Below are 11,865 nucleotides of genomic sequence, written 5' to 3' on the forward strand. Positions count from 1 at the left end.
CTCAGCCCCCTGCGATAACCTGAAACAGCAGGATCTGGTCGCCTTCATTGACCTGCTGATGTTCCCACCGCTCGCGCGGCAGGATCTGTTGATTGAGCGCCAGCGCCGTTCCCGGCTTCAGCTGGCGCAGCGTGTCGAGCAGGGCGGCAACGGTAAGATCGTCGTCGCACGTCATCGGCTCATCGTTAAACAGAATGCGCATTGCGGCCTCCGCATACCGGGCAGTGGCTGGCGCGGTTTAACACCAGATGACGCCATCCGCTGGAGCGGGCGTCGAACAGCCGCAGCGTGTTGCGTTCTGTCTCTATGCCGCTGAGCAACTTGATGGCCTCCAGCGCCTGAAGAGTACCCATCACGCCCACCACCGGGCCCAGAATGCCTGCCGTGCGGCAGTTACGCTCCGGTTCAGCCTCGTCAGGCCACAGGCAGCGGTAGCAGCCCTGTGCCCACGGCGGCGTAAGCACCATTATCTGCCCGCCGAAACCGACCGCGCTGGCGGTGATCAGCGGCGTGTTCTGTGCAACACAGGCCGCGTTGATGGCCTGACGCGTCGCCATGTTGTCCGTGCAGTCCAGCACCGCGTCGGCAAGGGCAACTTCGCGTTGCAGCTCGTCTCCGCTAAGCCGCGTCTGGAGCGCAACCAGTTCGATATCGGGGTTAAGCTGGTTCAGCCGCTGGCGCGTAACCTGCGCCTTAGGCTGGTTAACATCTTCTGTCGTGAAGAGGATTTGCCGTTGCAGGTTGCTGAGGTGTACTTCATCGTCATCGGCCAGTACCAGCGTACCCACGCCCGCACCGGCCAGATACAGCGCGGCGGGGGCGCCTAATCCGCCCAGGCCGACAATCAGTACCCGGCTGGCGAGCAGCTTTTGCTGCCCGTCGATGGCGATATCCTCCAGCAGGATCTGGCGGCTGTAGCGCATAAAATCACGATCTTTCATCGCCTGCTCCTGCCAGTTGTAAAAGCCGTGCGGTGGCGGCCTGCCAGTCTGCGGCCTGGGTGATAGCGCTGACGACGGCGATACTGCCGACGCCGGTTTCCAGCACGGCGGGCGCACGTTCAAGGCTGATCCCGCCGATGGCAACGGTGGGGTAATCGGCAAGGCGCTTAACGTGGGCCGCCAGCTGCGTCAAGCCCTGTGGAGCGGACGGCATCTGTTTGGTTTGCGTCGGGAAAACGTGACCGAGCGCGATGTAAGAGGGGCGGGCTGCCAGCGCCACGTCGATCTCCATATCATCATGGGTAGAAACGCCCAGCCGCAGACCGACGTCACGGATCGCGTTGAGATCGGTCGTTTCCAGATCTTCCTGTCCCAGATGCACGCCGTACGCCTGGTGTTTAACCGCCAGCCGCCAGTAGTCGTTGATAAACAGGCGGGCGTGGTAGCGACGTCCCAGCGCGATAGCGGCGATCACGTCGGCCTCCACCTCTTCATCGCGTTTATCCTTAATGCGTAGCTGGATCGTGCGAACGCCTGCCTCCAGCAGGCGCGCTATCCACGCCACGCTGTCCACCACCGGGTAAAGCCCTAAGCGGAAGGGGACAGGGGGGAAATCAGGCTGGTACATTATGCCTCCTCTTTTTTGAGGTAGATTTCGCCGCCTTTCGCGCGGAAGGTTTCCGACATGTCCGCCATGCCGACTTCAATGGTCTGCGCGGCGGCGTAATCGCGTACTTCCTGGCTGATTTTCATCGAGCAGAATTTTGGTCCGCACATGGAGCAGAAGTGCGCAACTTTGCCCGATTCCTGCGGCAGGGTTTCATCGTGATAGGCGCGGGCGGTAAACGGATCCAGCGCCAGGTTGAACTGGTCTTCCCAGCGGAATTCAAAGCGCGCTTTGGACATGGCGTTATCGCGGATTTGCGCGCCCGGATGGCCTTTCGCCAGATCCGCCGCGTGGGCGGCAATCTTGTAGGTAATCAGTCCCTGCTTCACGTCCTCTTTGTTTGGCAGGCCGAGGTGCTCTTTCGGCGTCACGTAGCAGAGCATGGCGCAGCCGAACCAGCCGATCATCGCCGCCCCAATGCCTGACGTGAAGTGGTCATAGCCCGGCGCGATGTCAGTTGTCAGTGGCCCCAGCGTGTAGAACGGTGCTTCGTGGCAGTGCTCCAGCTCTTCGGTCATGTTGCGACGGATCATCTGCATCGGCACATGGCCCGGGCCTTCAATCATCACCTGCACGTCGTACTCCCAGGCGATTTTGGTCAGCTCCCCCAGCGTGTGCAGCTCGGCAAACTGCGCCTCGTCGTTAGCATCGCGGATGGAGCCAGGACGCAGGCCGTCGCCCAGCGACAGGGAGACGTCGTAAGCGGCGCAAATTTCGCAAATTTCGCGGAAGTGCTCGTAGAGGAAGTTTTCCTGATGATGGGACAGGCACCACTTCGCCATAATGGAACCGCCGCGCGAGACGATGCCGGTCAGACGTTTCGCCGTCATTGGCACGTAGCGCAGCAGCACGCCCGCGTGGATGGTGAAGTAGTCCACGCCCTGTTCCGCCTGCTCCAGCAGCGTGTCGCGGAACGCTTCCCAGGTGAGGTTTTCGGCGATGCCGTTGACCTTCTCCAGCGCCTGATAAATCGGGACGGTGCCAATCGGCACCGGGCTGTTACGCAGGATCCATTCGCGGGTTTCGTGAATATAGCGGCCGGTGGAAAGGTCCATCACCGTATCCGCGCCCCAGCGCGTCGACCAGACCAGCTTTTCCACCTCTTCTTCGATGGATGACGTCACCGCTGAGTTGCCGATGTTGGCGTTGACCTTCACCAGGAAGTTGCGGCCGATAATCATCGGCTCGGATTCCGGGTGGTTGATGTTGGCGGGGATAATGGCGCGCCCGGCGGCCACTTCATCACGCACAAATTCCGGCGTGATGTTCTCCGGCAGGCGAGCGCCAAACCCTTCACCTGGATGCTGGTGGCGCAGCACTTCGCTGCGGATGCGCTCGCGGCCCATGTTTTCGCGGATGGCGATGAACTCCATCTCCGGCGTGACGATACCCTGGCGCGCGTAGTGCAGCTGGGTTACGCATTTGCCCGCTTTAGCGCGTTTCGGCGTCAGCAGGCCGGTAAAGCGCAGCGCGTCCAGACCGTCGTCGGCCAGGCGTTCTTTGGTGTACGCAGAGCTGCGCACGCTCAGTTCTTCGCAGTCGTTACGCGCCTCTATCCACGGCTGGCGCAGCTTTGCCAGACCCTGCTGGACGTTGATAGCAACATCAGGATCGCCGTACGGGCCCGAGGTGTCATACACCGGCACGGCTTCGTTGTCTTCAAACTGCGGGTTGTCTTTGCTGCCGCCGATAAGCGTCGGGCTGAGCTGGATTTCGCGCATCGGGACGCGGATATCAGCCTGTGAGCCGGAAATGTAGATGCGTTTCGAGTTCGGGAAAGCGGTGCCTTCCAGGGTGTCGATGAAGCGTTGTGCGTGTTCGCGCTGTTCGCGGCGGGTCAGTTTTGCAGTAGACATAGCTCATTCCAAAAGTGAAGGACATGGCTTGTCAGACGACGGATGAAGCAAGAGAAGATCGCCTCAGGGGCGATACAACAGCAGTGTGACTCTTGTTCCCTTCGCAGGTATTAACCTGATCAGGTTCCGCGGATCCCGAATTAACGGTCTCAGCCCGTGCTTTCACACTGGGCACTCCGACAAGAAAAATCCCCCTCCGCAGAGGGGCGAATGGTTGTAAATTACTCGTTAACGATTAAGAACTCAAGCAGGGCGCGCAACGTTATCGCTGGTGCTGATATTCAGGTTGTTGTCCAGCACGAGGGCGATGAGCTTGTCTTCCAGCGTGAATCGCTCTTCCAGCGCTTCGCCAAGGTCGGAAAGCGCCTGCTGAAACTCAAGATAGTTATCGTGATCGATAGCGTTCTCCAGCGCGGAATCGTAGTAGTCCATGATCCGCTGGGTGTTGGCTTCCAGCAGCGGACAGAGTTTACTGGCCGCTAAATACGGCGTTGTCCCTTCCATTTCGCGGATAATGCGTTCATAAAGGTTGAAATGGCCGTCGGAGAGGTAGTCGACAAGGCTCTGACAAAAATCATCCAGCGCTTTTTCGTTCAGCCGCATAAAGGATTCTTTGCCAGGCTTAAGACCGACCAGATTGTAATACGCCACAAGGAGATGCTTGCGCACATGTAGCCAGCGATCCACCAGGGTGTTACTTCCTCCAACGCGCTCAGTCAGGCTTTCCAGCTGGTTTAACATGGTCGACTCCATAAGGTTTAGAATGGGATCTGCTTATCCAAAATGTAACCACAATGCTAACAACATGTCAGTGAAGCGAAGGTAGTGCAATAGATATGGATCGTATTATTGAAAAATCAGATCTGGGTTGGTGGATCGTCAGTCACGAGCAAAAGTTGTGGCTGCCCGGTGGGGAGATACCCTACGGTGCGGCAGAAATCTTCGATCTCGTCGGCCAACCTGCGCTGCGGATCGGCGAGTGGCAGGGCGATCCGGTATGGTTGATCCTACAGGCTCGTCGTCAGGATATGGGATCCGTTCGTCAGGTGTTGGATCGGGATGTCGGCCTGTTCCAGCTGGCGGGGCGCGGCGTGCAGCTGGCGGAGTTTTACCGCTCGCACAAATACTGCGGCTACTGCGGCCACACCATGCACCCGAGCAAAACCGAGTGGGCAATGCTTTGCGGCCACTGCCGTGAACGCTACTATCCGCAAATCGCACCGTGCATCATTGTCGCCATCCGCCGTGATGATTCCATCCTGCTGGCGCAGCATACCCGTCATCGCAACGGCATTCATACTGTCCTCGCCGGGTTCGTGGAAGTCGGCGAAACGCTGGAACAGGCGGTGGCGCGTGAGGTGATGGAGGAGAGCGGCATTAAGGTGAAAAACCTGCGCTATGTGACGTCGCAGCCGTGGCCGTTCCCGATGTCCCTGATGACCGCGTTTATGGCGGAATACGACAGCGGCGAGATTGTTATCGATCAGAAAGAGCTGCTGGAGGCGAACTGGTATCGCTACGACGATTTACCGCTGCTGCCCCCGCCGGGAACGGTGGCGCGTCGCCTGATAGAAGATACCGTGGCAATGTGTCGGGCCGAGTATGAGTAGTGTTACACTGACGGACTGACGCAATAAGGAACTGCAAAATGACCGAACTGAAGAACGATCGTTATCTGCGTGCGCTGCTGCGCCAGCCCGTTGATGTCACCCCGGTGTGGATGATGCGCCAGGCGGGACGCTATCTGCCAGAGTACAAAGCCACGCGCGCGCAGGCGGGCGATTTTATGTCGCTGTGCAAAAACGCCGAGCTGGCCTGTGAGGTGACGCTCCAGCCGCTGCGCCGCTTCCCGCTCGATGCCGCCATTCTTTTTTCGGACATTCTCACCATTCCGGATGCGATGGGCCTTGGGCTCTATTTCGAAACCGGCGAGGGCCCGCGTTTTACCTCACCGATCAAAAGCAAAGCCGACGTTGATAAGTTGCCGATCCCCGATCCGGAAGGCGAGCTGGGCTATGTGATGAACGCCGTGCGCACCATTCGCCGCGAGCTCAAAGGCGATGTGCCGCTGATTGGCTTCTCCGGTAGTCCGTGGACGCTGGCCACCTACATGGTGGAAGGCGGCAGCAGCAAAGCCTTTACCGTCATCAAAAAGATGATGTACGCCGAGCCGCTGGCCCTGCATGCGCTGCTCGACAAGCTCGCGAAGAGCGTCACGCTCTACCTCAACGCGCAGATTAAAGCAGGTGCGCAGTCGGTGATGATTTTCGACACCTGGGGCGGCGTGCTGACCGGACGTGATTATCAGCAGTTCTCCCTGTACTACATGCACAAAATTGTCGATGGCCTGCTGCGTGAAAACGAAGGCCGTCGCGTGCCGGTGACGCTGTTTACCAAAGGCGGCGGCCAGTGGCTGGAAGCGATGGCGGCCACCGGCTGCGACGCGCTGGGCCTCGACTGGACCACCGATATTGCCGATGCGCGCCGTCGCGTGGGGGACAAAGTGGCGCTTCAGGGCAACATGGACCCGTCCATGCTCTATGCACAGCCTGCCCGTATCGAAGAGGAAGTGTCGACTATACTGTCTGGTTTCGGCCAGGGTGAAGGCCACGTCTTTAACCTCGGCCACGGCATTCATCAGGATGTGCCGCCTGAACACGCAGGCGTATTTGTGGAGGCGGTGCATCGGCTTTCTGCCCAGTATCATAAGTAAGGAGTGGTTATGGATCTCGCGTCGCTACGCGCTCAGCAAATCGAACTGGCTTCATCGGTGATCCGTGAGGATCGTCTGGATACGGACCCTCCGCGGTACATTGGCGGGGCGGACGTCGGGTTTGAGCAGGGCGGTGAAGTGACGCGAGCGGCGATGGTGGTGCTGAAATACCCGTCGCTGGAGCTGGTGGAGTACAAGGTGGCGCGTATCGCCACCACCATGCCCTATATCCCCGGCTTTCTCTCCTTCCGCGAATATCCCGCGCTGCTGGCCGCTTGGGAACAACTCTCGCAAAAACCTGACCTGCTGTTTGTTGATGGGCATGGTATTTCCCATCCGCGTCGCTTAGGCGTTGCCAGCCACTTTGGTCTGCTGGTGGACGTGCCGACCATCGGCGTGGCGAAAAAACGCCTGTGCGGCGCGTTTGAGCCGCTCTCTGCCGAACCGGGCGCGCTGGCGCCGCTTATTCATAAAGGCGAGCAGCTGGCGTGGGTCTGGCGCAGTAAAGCGCGCTGCAACCCGCTGTTTATCGCAACCGGGCATCGGGTGAGCATGGACAGCGCCCTGGCGTGGGTGCAACGCTGTATGAAGGGCTACCGTTTACCGGAGCCAACCCGCTGGGCTGACGCCGTGGCCTCTTCACGTCCGGCATTCATTCGTTGGCAGGAAATTCAGCCGTGATTCAGGTAAACTGCGGCTAATTTTCGATTCGAGACATCATCATGTTACAAAACCCGATTCATCTGCGCCTTGAAAAGCTGGAAAGCTGGCAGCACGTGACGTTTATGGCTTGCCTGTGCGAGCGCATGTATCCCAACTATGCCGCGTTCTGCAAGCAGACAGCGTTTGGCGAAGGCCAGATTTATCGTCGTATCCTGGATTTAATCTGGGAGACGCTGACGGTCAAAGACGCGAAGGTGAATTTTGACTCTCAGCTCGAAAAGCTGGAAGAGGCTATTCCGGCTGCGGATGATTTCGACCTGTATGGCGTCTACCCGGCCATTGATGCCTGTGTGGCGTTGAGCGAGCTGATCCACTCCCGTCTGAGCGGTGAAACCCTGGAACACGCCATTGAAGTCAGTAAGGCATCCATTACCACCGTTGCGATGCTGGAAATGACCCAGGAAGGCCGTGAAATGACCGACGAAGAGCTGCGTGCTAACCCGGCGGTAGAACAGGAATGGGACATTCAGTGGGAGATTTTCCGCCTGCTGGCAGAGTGTGAAGAGCGTGATATTGAGCTGATCAAAGGGCTGCGCGCGGACCTGCGCGAGGCCGGCGAGAGCAATATTGGTATAATTTTTAACCAATGAGACAACAAAACGTGATTTAACGCCTGTTTTGTCGCTCCTCGACTCTTCCCTTTCGCCCCCCGTCTGGTCTACATTTGGGGGGCGAAAAAAAGTGGCTATCGGTGCGTGTATGCAGGAGAGTGCTTTTTTGGCATTTTCGTCGCACTCGATGCTTAGCAAGCGATAAACACATTGAAAGGATAACTTATGAACAAGACTCAACTGATTGATGTAATTGCGGACAAGGCTGATCTGTCTAAAGTGCAGGCTAAAGCTGCTCTGGAATCTACCCTGGCTGCTATTACTGAGTCTCTGAAAGAAGGCGATGCTGTACAACTGGTTGGTTTCGGTACCTTCAAAGTGAACCACCGCGCTGAGCGTACTGGCCGCAACCCGCAGACCGGTAAAGAAATCAAAATCGCCGCAGCTAACGTGCCGGCATTTGTTTCTGGTAAAGCACTGAAAGACGCAGTTAAGTAAGACGCGTGGCAGTGAACAGTTTTAACGAAGGGGCGGCAACGCCCCTTTTGTCATTCTGGCGTGGAACGCTCGCGCTGGCAGGCGTACTGTTGCTGTCTGCCTGTAGTCATGATTCCTCACTCCCCCCGTTTACCGCCAGCGGCTACGCTGACAACCAGGGTGCGGTCAGGATCTGGCGCAAAGATTCCAGCGATGAAGTCCATATGCTCACCGCGTTCAGCCCATGGCATAACGGCAATACCTCGACCGCAGAATACCGCTGGCAGGGCGATGCCCTGTCGCTCATTGAACTGAATATCTACAGTAAGACTCCCGAACACGTGAAGGTGCGTTTCGACGACCACGGCGAGCTGAGCTTTATGCAGCATGAGGTCAGTGGACTGAAAAAGCAGCTTTCCAGCGATCAGGTCGCCCTCTACCGCTACCGTGCTGAACAACTTCGCCAGACCAGCGATGCGCTGCGTCAGGGCCGCGTGGTGCTGCGTCAGGGGCGCTGGCATGCCGACGGCACGGTGACCACCTGCGAAGGGCAGACGGTGAAGCCTGAGCTTGAATCCTGGGCAACCGAACACATTCAGCGTCGTCAGCGGCATTCATCTGTGGAGGTGAGTGTGGCATGGCTGGAAGCGCCGGAAGGCTCTCAGCTGTTGCTGGTGGCGAATGAAGATTTCTGCACCTGGCAGCCGACAGAAAAGAGTTTTTGATTTAAGTCCCCTCTCCCTTGAGGGAGAGGGTTAGGGTGAGGGGGAAATTACTCCCCCTGCTCCCGCGCAATAGCACGATAACCGATATCCTGACGGCTGAAGCTGCCGTTCCAGTGAATATCCGCCATCAGCGCATAGGCGCGTTTCTGCGCTTCTGCCACGGTCTGGCCCAGCGCGGTCGCACACAGCACGCGGCCGCCGTTGGTGAGCACGCGGTCATCGTCAGCCAGCTTCGTACCGGCGTGGAACACCTTCGCGCCGTCAATCTCTTCCAGCGGCAGGCCGTGGATCTCATCTCCAGTGTTGTAGCTACCCGGATACCCACCCGCAGCAATCACCACACCTAAAGAGGCACGCTCGTCCCACTCTGACGTTTTCTCATCCAGTTTGCCTTCGCAGGCCGCAAGGCACAGATCCACCAGGTCGGATTTCATGCGCAGCATGATCGGCTGGGTTTCCGGATCGCCAAAGCGGCAGTTGAATTCGATCACCTTCGGGTTACCCTGCTTGTCGATCATCAGGCCTGCATAAAGGAAACCGGTGTAGGTATTGCCTTCCGCCGCCATCCCTTTCACGGTTGGCCAGATGATGCGGTCCATGGTGCGCTGATGCACCTCATCGGTAACAACGGGAGCAGGAGAGTAAGCGCCCATTCCCCCAGTGTTGGGGCCGGTATCGCCATTGCCCACACGCTTGTGATCCTGGCTGGTGGCCATCGGCAGAACGTGCTCGCCATCGACCATCACGATAAAGCTCGCCTCTTCGCCGTCGAGGAACTCTTCAATCACGATGCGGTGGCCCGCATCGCCAAAGGCGTTACCTGCCAGCATATCCTGAACCGCGGCTTCGGCTTCTTCGAGGGTCATCGCGACGATCACGCCTTTACCCGCGGCCAGACCGTCGGCCTTGATAACAATCGGCGCGCCCTTCTCACGTAACCAGGCCAGAGCAGGCTCCACTTCAGTGAAATTCTGATATTCCGCCGTCGGGATGTTATGACGCGCGAGAAAATCTTTGGTGAAGGCTTTTGAGCCTTCCAGCTGTGCGGCACCCTCCGTTGGGCCAAAGATTTTCAGGCCAGCTGCGCGGAAGGCGTCTACGACGCCAATCACCAGCGGCGCTTCCGGGCCAACGATGGTCAGATCGATGTTCTCGGTCTGGGCAAAGCTCAGCAGTGCCGGGATATCGGTCACGCCGATGGCGACGTTTTGCAGCGCGGGTTCCAGCGCCGTACCGGCATTACCCGGTGCCACAAAGACGGTTTCAACCTGCGGAGACTGCGCTGCTTTCCACGCCAGGGCGTGCTCGCGCCCGCCGTTACCAATCACTAATACTTTCATTTTCTGCTCCGGGAATTAATGGCGGAAGTGGCGCATGTCGGTGAAGATCATTGCGATGCCATGCTCGTCGGCAGCGGCAATCACTTCGTCATCACGGATTGAACCGCCAGGCTGGATCACACAGGTGATGCCCACCGCAGCCGCAGCGTCGATACCGTCGCGGAACGGGAAGAAGGCGTCAGAGGCCATGGCGGAGCCTTTCACTTCCAGGCCTTCGTCGCCTGCTTTGATACCGGCAATTTTTGCAGAGTAAACGCGGCTCATCTGGCCTGCGCCTATCCCGATGGTCATGTTCTCTTTGGCGTAGACGATGGCGTTGGATTTCACGAACTTAGCCACTTTCCAGCAGAACAGCGCGTCACGCAGTTCCTGCTCGGTTGGCTGACGTTTGGTGACGACACGCAGATCGGCTTCGCTCACCATCCCCAGATCGCGGTCCTGAACCAGCAGACCGCCGTTCACGCGCTTGAAGTCCAGGCCCGGCACGCGTTCCGCCCACTGACCGCAAACCAGCACGCGCACATTCTGTTTTGCCGCAGTGATTTTCAGCGCTTCTTCTGATGCGGACGGCGCGATGATCACTTCGACAAACTGGCGGGAGATGATGGCCTGCGCGGTTTCCGCATCCAGCTCGCGGTTAAAGGCGATAATGCCGCCGAACGCGGAGGTCGGGTCGGTTTTGTAGGCGCGATCGTAGGCATCCAGAATAGAAGTGCTTACCGCAACGCCGCATGGGTTGGCGTGCTTGACGATAACGCAGGCCGGCTCGCTGAATTCTTTCACGCATTCCAGCGCGGCGTCGGTGTCGGCAATGTTGTTATAGGAAAGGGCTTTGCCCTGAACCTGCTGGGCGGTCGCAACGGAGGCTTCCTTTACCTCTTCTTCTATATAGAAGGCAGCCTGCTGGTGGCTGTTCTCACCGTAACGCATATCCTGCTTCTTAATGAAGTTCAGGTTCAGGGTGCGCGGGAAGCGGCCAGAGGGATCTTTGCTTTCACCATGGTAAGCCGGTACCAGGCTACCGAAGTAGTTGGCGATCATGCTGTCGTAGGCGGCGGTATGCTCGAAGGCTTTGATGGCGAGATCGAAACGCGTTTCAAGTGTCAGGGACCCTTCGTTGGCATCCATCTCATTAATAATGGCGTTGTAGTCGCTGCTCTTCACCACGATGGCCACATCTTTATGGTTCTTGGCTGCGGAGCGCACCATGGTCGGGCCGCCGATATCGATATTTTCAACCGCATCTTCCAGAGAGCAGCCTTCGCGGGCGACGGTCTGGGCGAACGGGTAGAGGTTAACAACGACCATATCGATAGGCGCGATATCGTGCTGTTCCATAATGGCGTCGTCCTGACCGCGACGGCCAAGAATACCGCCGTGGACTTTCGGATGCAGGGTTTTGACGCGTCCATCCATCATTTCCGGGAAACCGGTGTAATCGGACACTTCGGTTACCGGCAGACCTTTCTCTGCTAACAGGCGCGCGGTGCCACCTGTAGAAAGCAGCTCCACACCGCGTGCGGAAAGTGCCTGGGCGAATTCGACGATACCGGCTTTATCAGAAACACTGAGCAGAGCGCGGCGGACTGGACGACGTTGTTGCATGGTAAATCCCCTGGATTTCACGATTACAGAGAGCGTTAGATGAATTTTCCTGTGAAAAACTCATCTAACACACCTGACGAGGCATCCTTGTAAAGCGCGAGCATTTTAACGAAAACGTTTGCGCAACGCTCGCACATTTTTACTTTTTCGTATCATTGTGGATAAGTCTGTGTGTAAAAAGGTATAAGGCGGGGTTTTGCTGTGGAATGCAGCAGTCAGTCATTTTTCTGTCATTTAGCGGTTGCGGCCTGCGGAGAACTCCCTATA

Annotated in this window: 13 protein-coding genes and 1 riboswitch; of the genes, 6 read left to right on the top strand and 7 right to left on the bottom strand. The window is 57.9% G+C overall.

What is annotated here, in order from left to right; translation table 11 throughout:
- Position 1: 1 nt before the first annotated feature.
- From thiS to ACOTZD_RS22375, 5 genes are all read right to left on the bottom strand, one after another.
- Positions 2 to 202 carry a sulfur carrier protein ThiS gene (gene thiS / locus ACOTZD_RS22355; protein WP_003862324.1) on the bottom strand — a complete coding sequence of 67 codons (201 nt, stop codon included), beginning with the start codon at positions 200 to 202 and terminating at the stop codon, positions 2 to 4.
- Entirely contained in the window at positions 186 to 941 is a 756-nt protein-coding gene (thiF, locus tag ACOTZD_RS22360) for a thiazole biosynthesis adenylyltransferase ThiF (RefSeq protein WP_022650204.1), read from the bottom strand. The genes thiS and thiF overlap by 17 nt, the downstream gene beginning before the upstream one ends.
- Positions 928 to 1,569: a thiamine phosphate synthase gene (thiE, locus tag ACOTZD_RS22365; protein WP_003862319.1), complete on the bottom strand. Its 642-nt coding sequence runs from the start codon at positions 1,567 to 1,569 to the stop codon at positions 928 to 930. Before thiE ends, thiF begins: the two co-directional genes overlap by 14 nt.
- Positions 1,569 to 3,464 carry a phosphomethylpyrimidine synthase ThiC gene (gene thiC, locus ACOTZD_RS22370; RefSeq protein ID WP_023315206.1) on the bottom strand — a complete coding sequence of 632 codons (1,896 nt, stop codon included), beginning with the start codon at positions 3,462 to 3,464 and terminating at the stop codon, positions 1,569 to 1,571. Before thiC ends, thiE begins: the two co-directional genes overlap by 1 nt.
- Before the next feature lie 79 nt (positions 3,465 to 3,543).
- Positions 3,544 to 3,653, bottom strand: a riboswitch (TPP riboswitch).
- Between the two features lie 54 nt (positions 3,654 to 3,707).
- On the bottom strand, positions 3,708 to 4,205 hold the full coding sequence (locus tag ACOTZD_RS22375; RefSeq protein ID WP_022650207.1) for an Rsd/AlgQ family anti-sigma factor: 498 nt from the start codon (positions 4,203 to 4,205) through the stop codon (positions 3,708 to 3,710).
- A 95-nt stretch (positions 4,206 to 4,300) separates the two neighbouring features.
- On the opposite strand from ACOTZD_RS22375, the gene nudC reads away from it, so the two are divergent.
- From nudC to ACOTZD_RS22405, 6 genes are all read left to right on the top strand, one after another.
- On the top strand, positions 4,301 to 5,074 hold the full coding sequence (nudC, locus tag ACOTZD_RS22380) for an NAD(+) diphosphatase (protein ID WP_023315207.1): 774 nt from the start codon (positions 4,301 to 4,303) through the stop codon (positions 5,072 to 5,074).
- Between the two features lie 38 nt (positions 5,075 to 5,112).
- Complete coding sequence (hemE, locus tag ACOTZD_RS22385) at positions 5,113 to 6,177, top strand: uroporphyrinogen decarboxylase (RefSeq protein ID WP_022650209.1); 1,065 nt, start codon at positions 5,113 to 5,115, stop codon at positions 6,175 to 6,177.
- A gap of 9 nt (positions 6,178 to 6,186) precedes the next feature.
- Positions 6,187 to 6,858, top strand: a complete 672-nt coding sequence (gene nfi / locus ACOTZD_RS22390; RefSeq protein WP_003862312.1) for a deoxyribonuclease V — start codon at positions 6,187 to 6,189, stop codon at positions 6,856 to 6,858.
- Positions 6,859 to 6,899: 41 nt separating this feature from the next.
- Positions 6,900 to 7,490: a YjaG family protein gene (locus ACOTZD_RS22395; protein ID WP_003862310.1), complete on the top strand. Its 591-nt coding sequence runs from the start codon at positions 6,900 to 6,902 to the stop codon at positions 7,488 to 7,490.
- A gap of 186 nt (positions 7,491 to 7,676) precedes the next feature.
- Positions 7,677 to 7,949, top strand: a complete 273-nt coding sequence (hupA, locus tag ACOTZD_RS22400) for a nucleoid-associated protein HU-alpha (protein WP_002445246.1) — start codon at positions 7,677 to 7,679, stop codon at positions 7,947 to 7,949.
- Between the two features lie 11 nt (positions 7,950 to 7,960).
- Positions 7,961 to 8,653 (top strand): DUF1481 domain-containing protein, encoded by a 693-nt coding sequence (locus ACOTZD_RS22405; RefSeq protein WP_045332535.1) that lies wholly within the window; start codon positions 7,961 to 7,963, stop codon positions 8,651 to 8,653.
- A 47-nt stretch (positions 8,654 to 8,700) separates the two neighbouring features.
- Here the strand turns inward: ACOTZD_RS22405 and purD are convergent, their stop codons facing one another.
- Together purD and purH are read right to left on the bottom strand one after the other, a co-directional pair.
- Complete coding sequence (gene purD / locus ACOTZD_RS22410) at positions 8,701 to 9,993, bottom strand: phosphoribosylamine--glycine ligase (protein WP_022650211.1); 1,293 nt, start codon at positions 9,991 to 9,993, stop codon at positions 8,701 to 8,703.
- 15 nt (positions 9,994 to 10,008) lie between these two features.
- Complete coding sequence (gene purH, locus ACOTZD_RS22415) at positions 10,009 to 11,598, bottom strand: bifunctional phosphoribosylaminoimidazolecarboxamide formyltransferase/IMP cyclohydrolase (protein WP_022650212.1); 1,590 nt, start codon at positions 11,596 to 11,598, stop codon at positions 10,009 to 10,011.
- Positions 11,599 to 11,865: the final 267 nt, after the last annotated feature.

Source organism: Enterobacter cloacae complex sp. SHL022 (genome assembly GCF_049237785.1).
Lineage (GTDB): Bacteria > Pseudomonadota > Gammaproteobacteria > Enterobacterales > Enterobacteriaceae > Enterobacter > Enterobacter hormaechei_C.

Bases quoted from the DNA above. Each gene is read 5' to 3' on its own strand.
- thiF (WP_022650204.1), bottom strand. From the start codon at position 941: ATGAAAGATCGTGATTTTATGCGCTACAGCCGCCAGATCCTGCTGGAG.
- hemE (WP_022650209.1), top strand. From the start codon at position 5,113: ATGACCGAACTGAAGAACGATCGTTATCTGCGTGCGCTGCTGCGCCAG.
- thiS (WP_003862324.1), bottom strand. From the start codon at position 202: ATGCGCATTCTGTTTAACGATGAGCCGATGACGTGCGACGACGATCTT.
- nfi (WP_003862312.1), top strand. From the start codon at position 6,187: ATGGATCTCGCGTCGCTACGCGCTCAGCAAATCGAACTGGCTTCATCG.
- ACOTZD_RS22395 (WP_003862310.1), top strand. From the start codon at position 6,900: ATGTTACAAAACCCGATTCATCTGCGCCTTGAAAAGCTGGAAAGCTGG.
- thiE (WP_003862319.1), bottom strand. From the start codon at position 1,569: ATGTACCAGCCTGATTTCCCCCCTGTCCCCTTCCGCTTAGGGCTTTAC.
- purH (WP_022650212.1), bottom strand. From the start codon at position 11,598: ATGCAACAACGTCGTCCAGTCCGCCGCGCTCTGCTCAGTGTTTCTGAT.
- hupA (WP_002445246.1), top strand. From the start codon at position 7,677: ATGAACAAGACTCAACTGATTGATGTAATTGCGGACAAGGCTGATCTG.
- ACOTZD_RS22375 (WP_022650207.1), bottom strand. From the start codon at position 4,205: ATGTTAAACCAGCTGGAAAGCCTGACTGAGCGCGTTGGAGGAAGTAAC.
- nudC (WP_023315207.1), top strand. From the start codon at position 4,301: ATGGATCGTATTATTGAAAAATCAGATCTGGGTTGGTGGATCGTCAGT.
- purD (WP_022650211.1), bottom strand. From the start codon at position 9,993: ATGAAAGTATTAGTGATTGGTAACGGCGGGCGCGAGCACGCCCTGGCG.
- thiC (WP_023315206.1), bottom strand. From the start codon at position 3,464: ATGTCTACTGCAAAACTGACCCGCCGCGAACAGCGCGAACACGCACAA.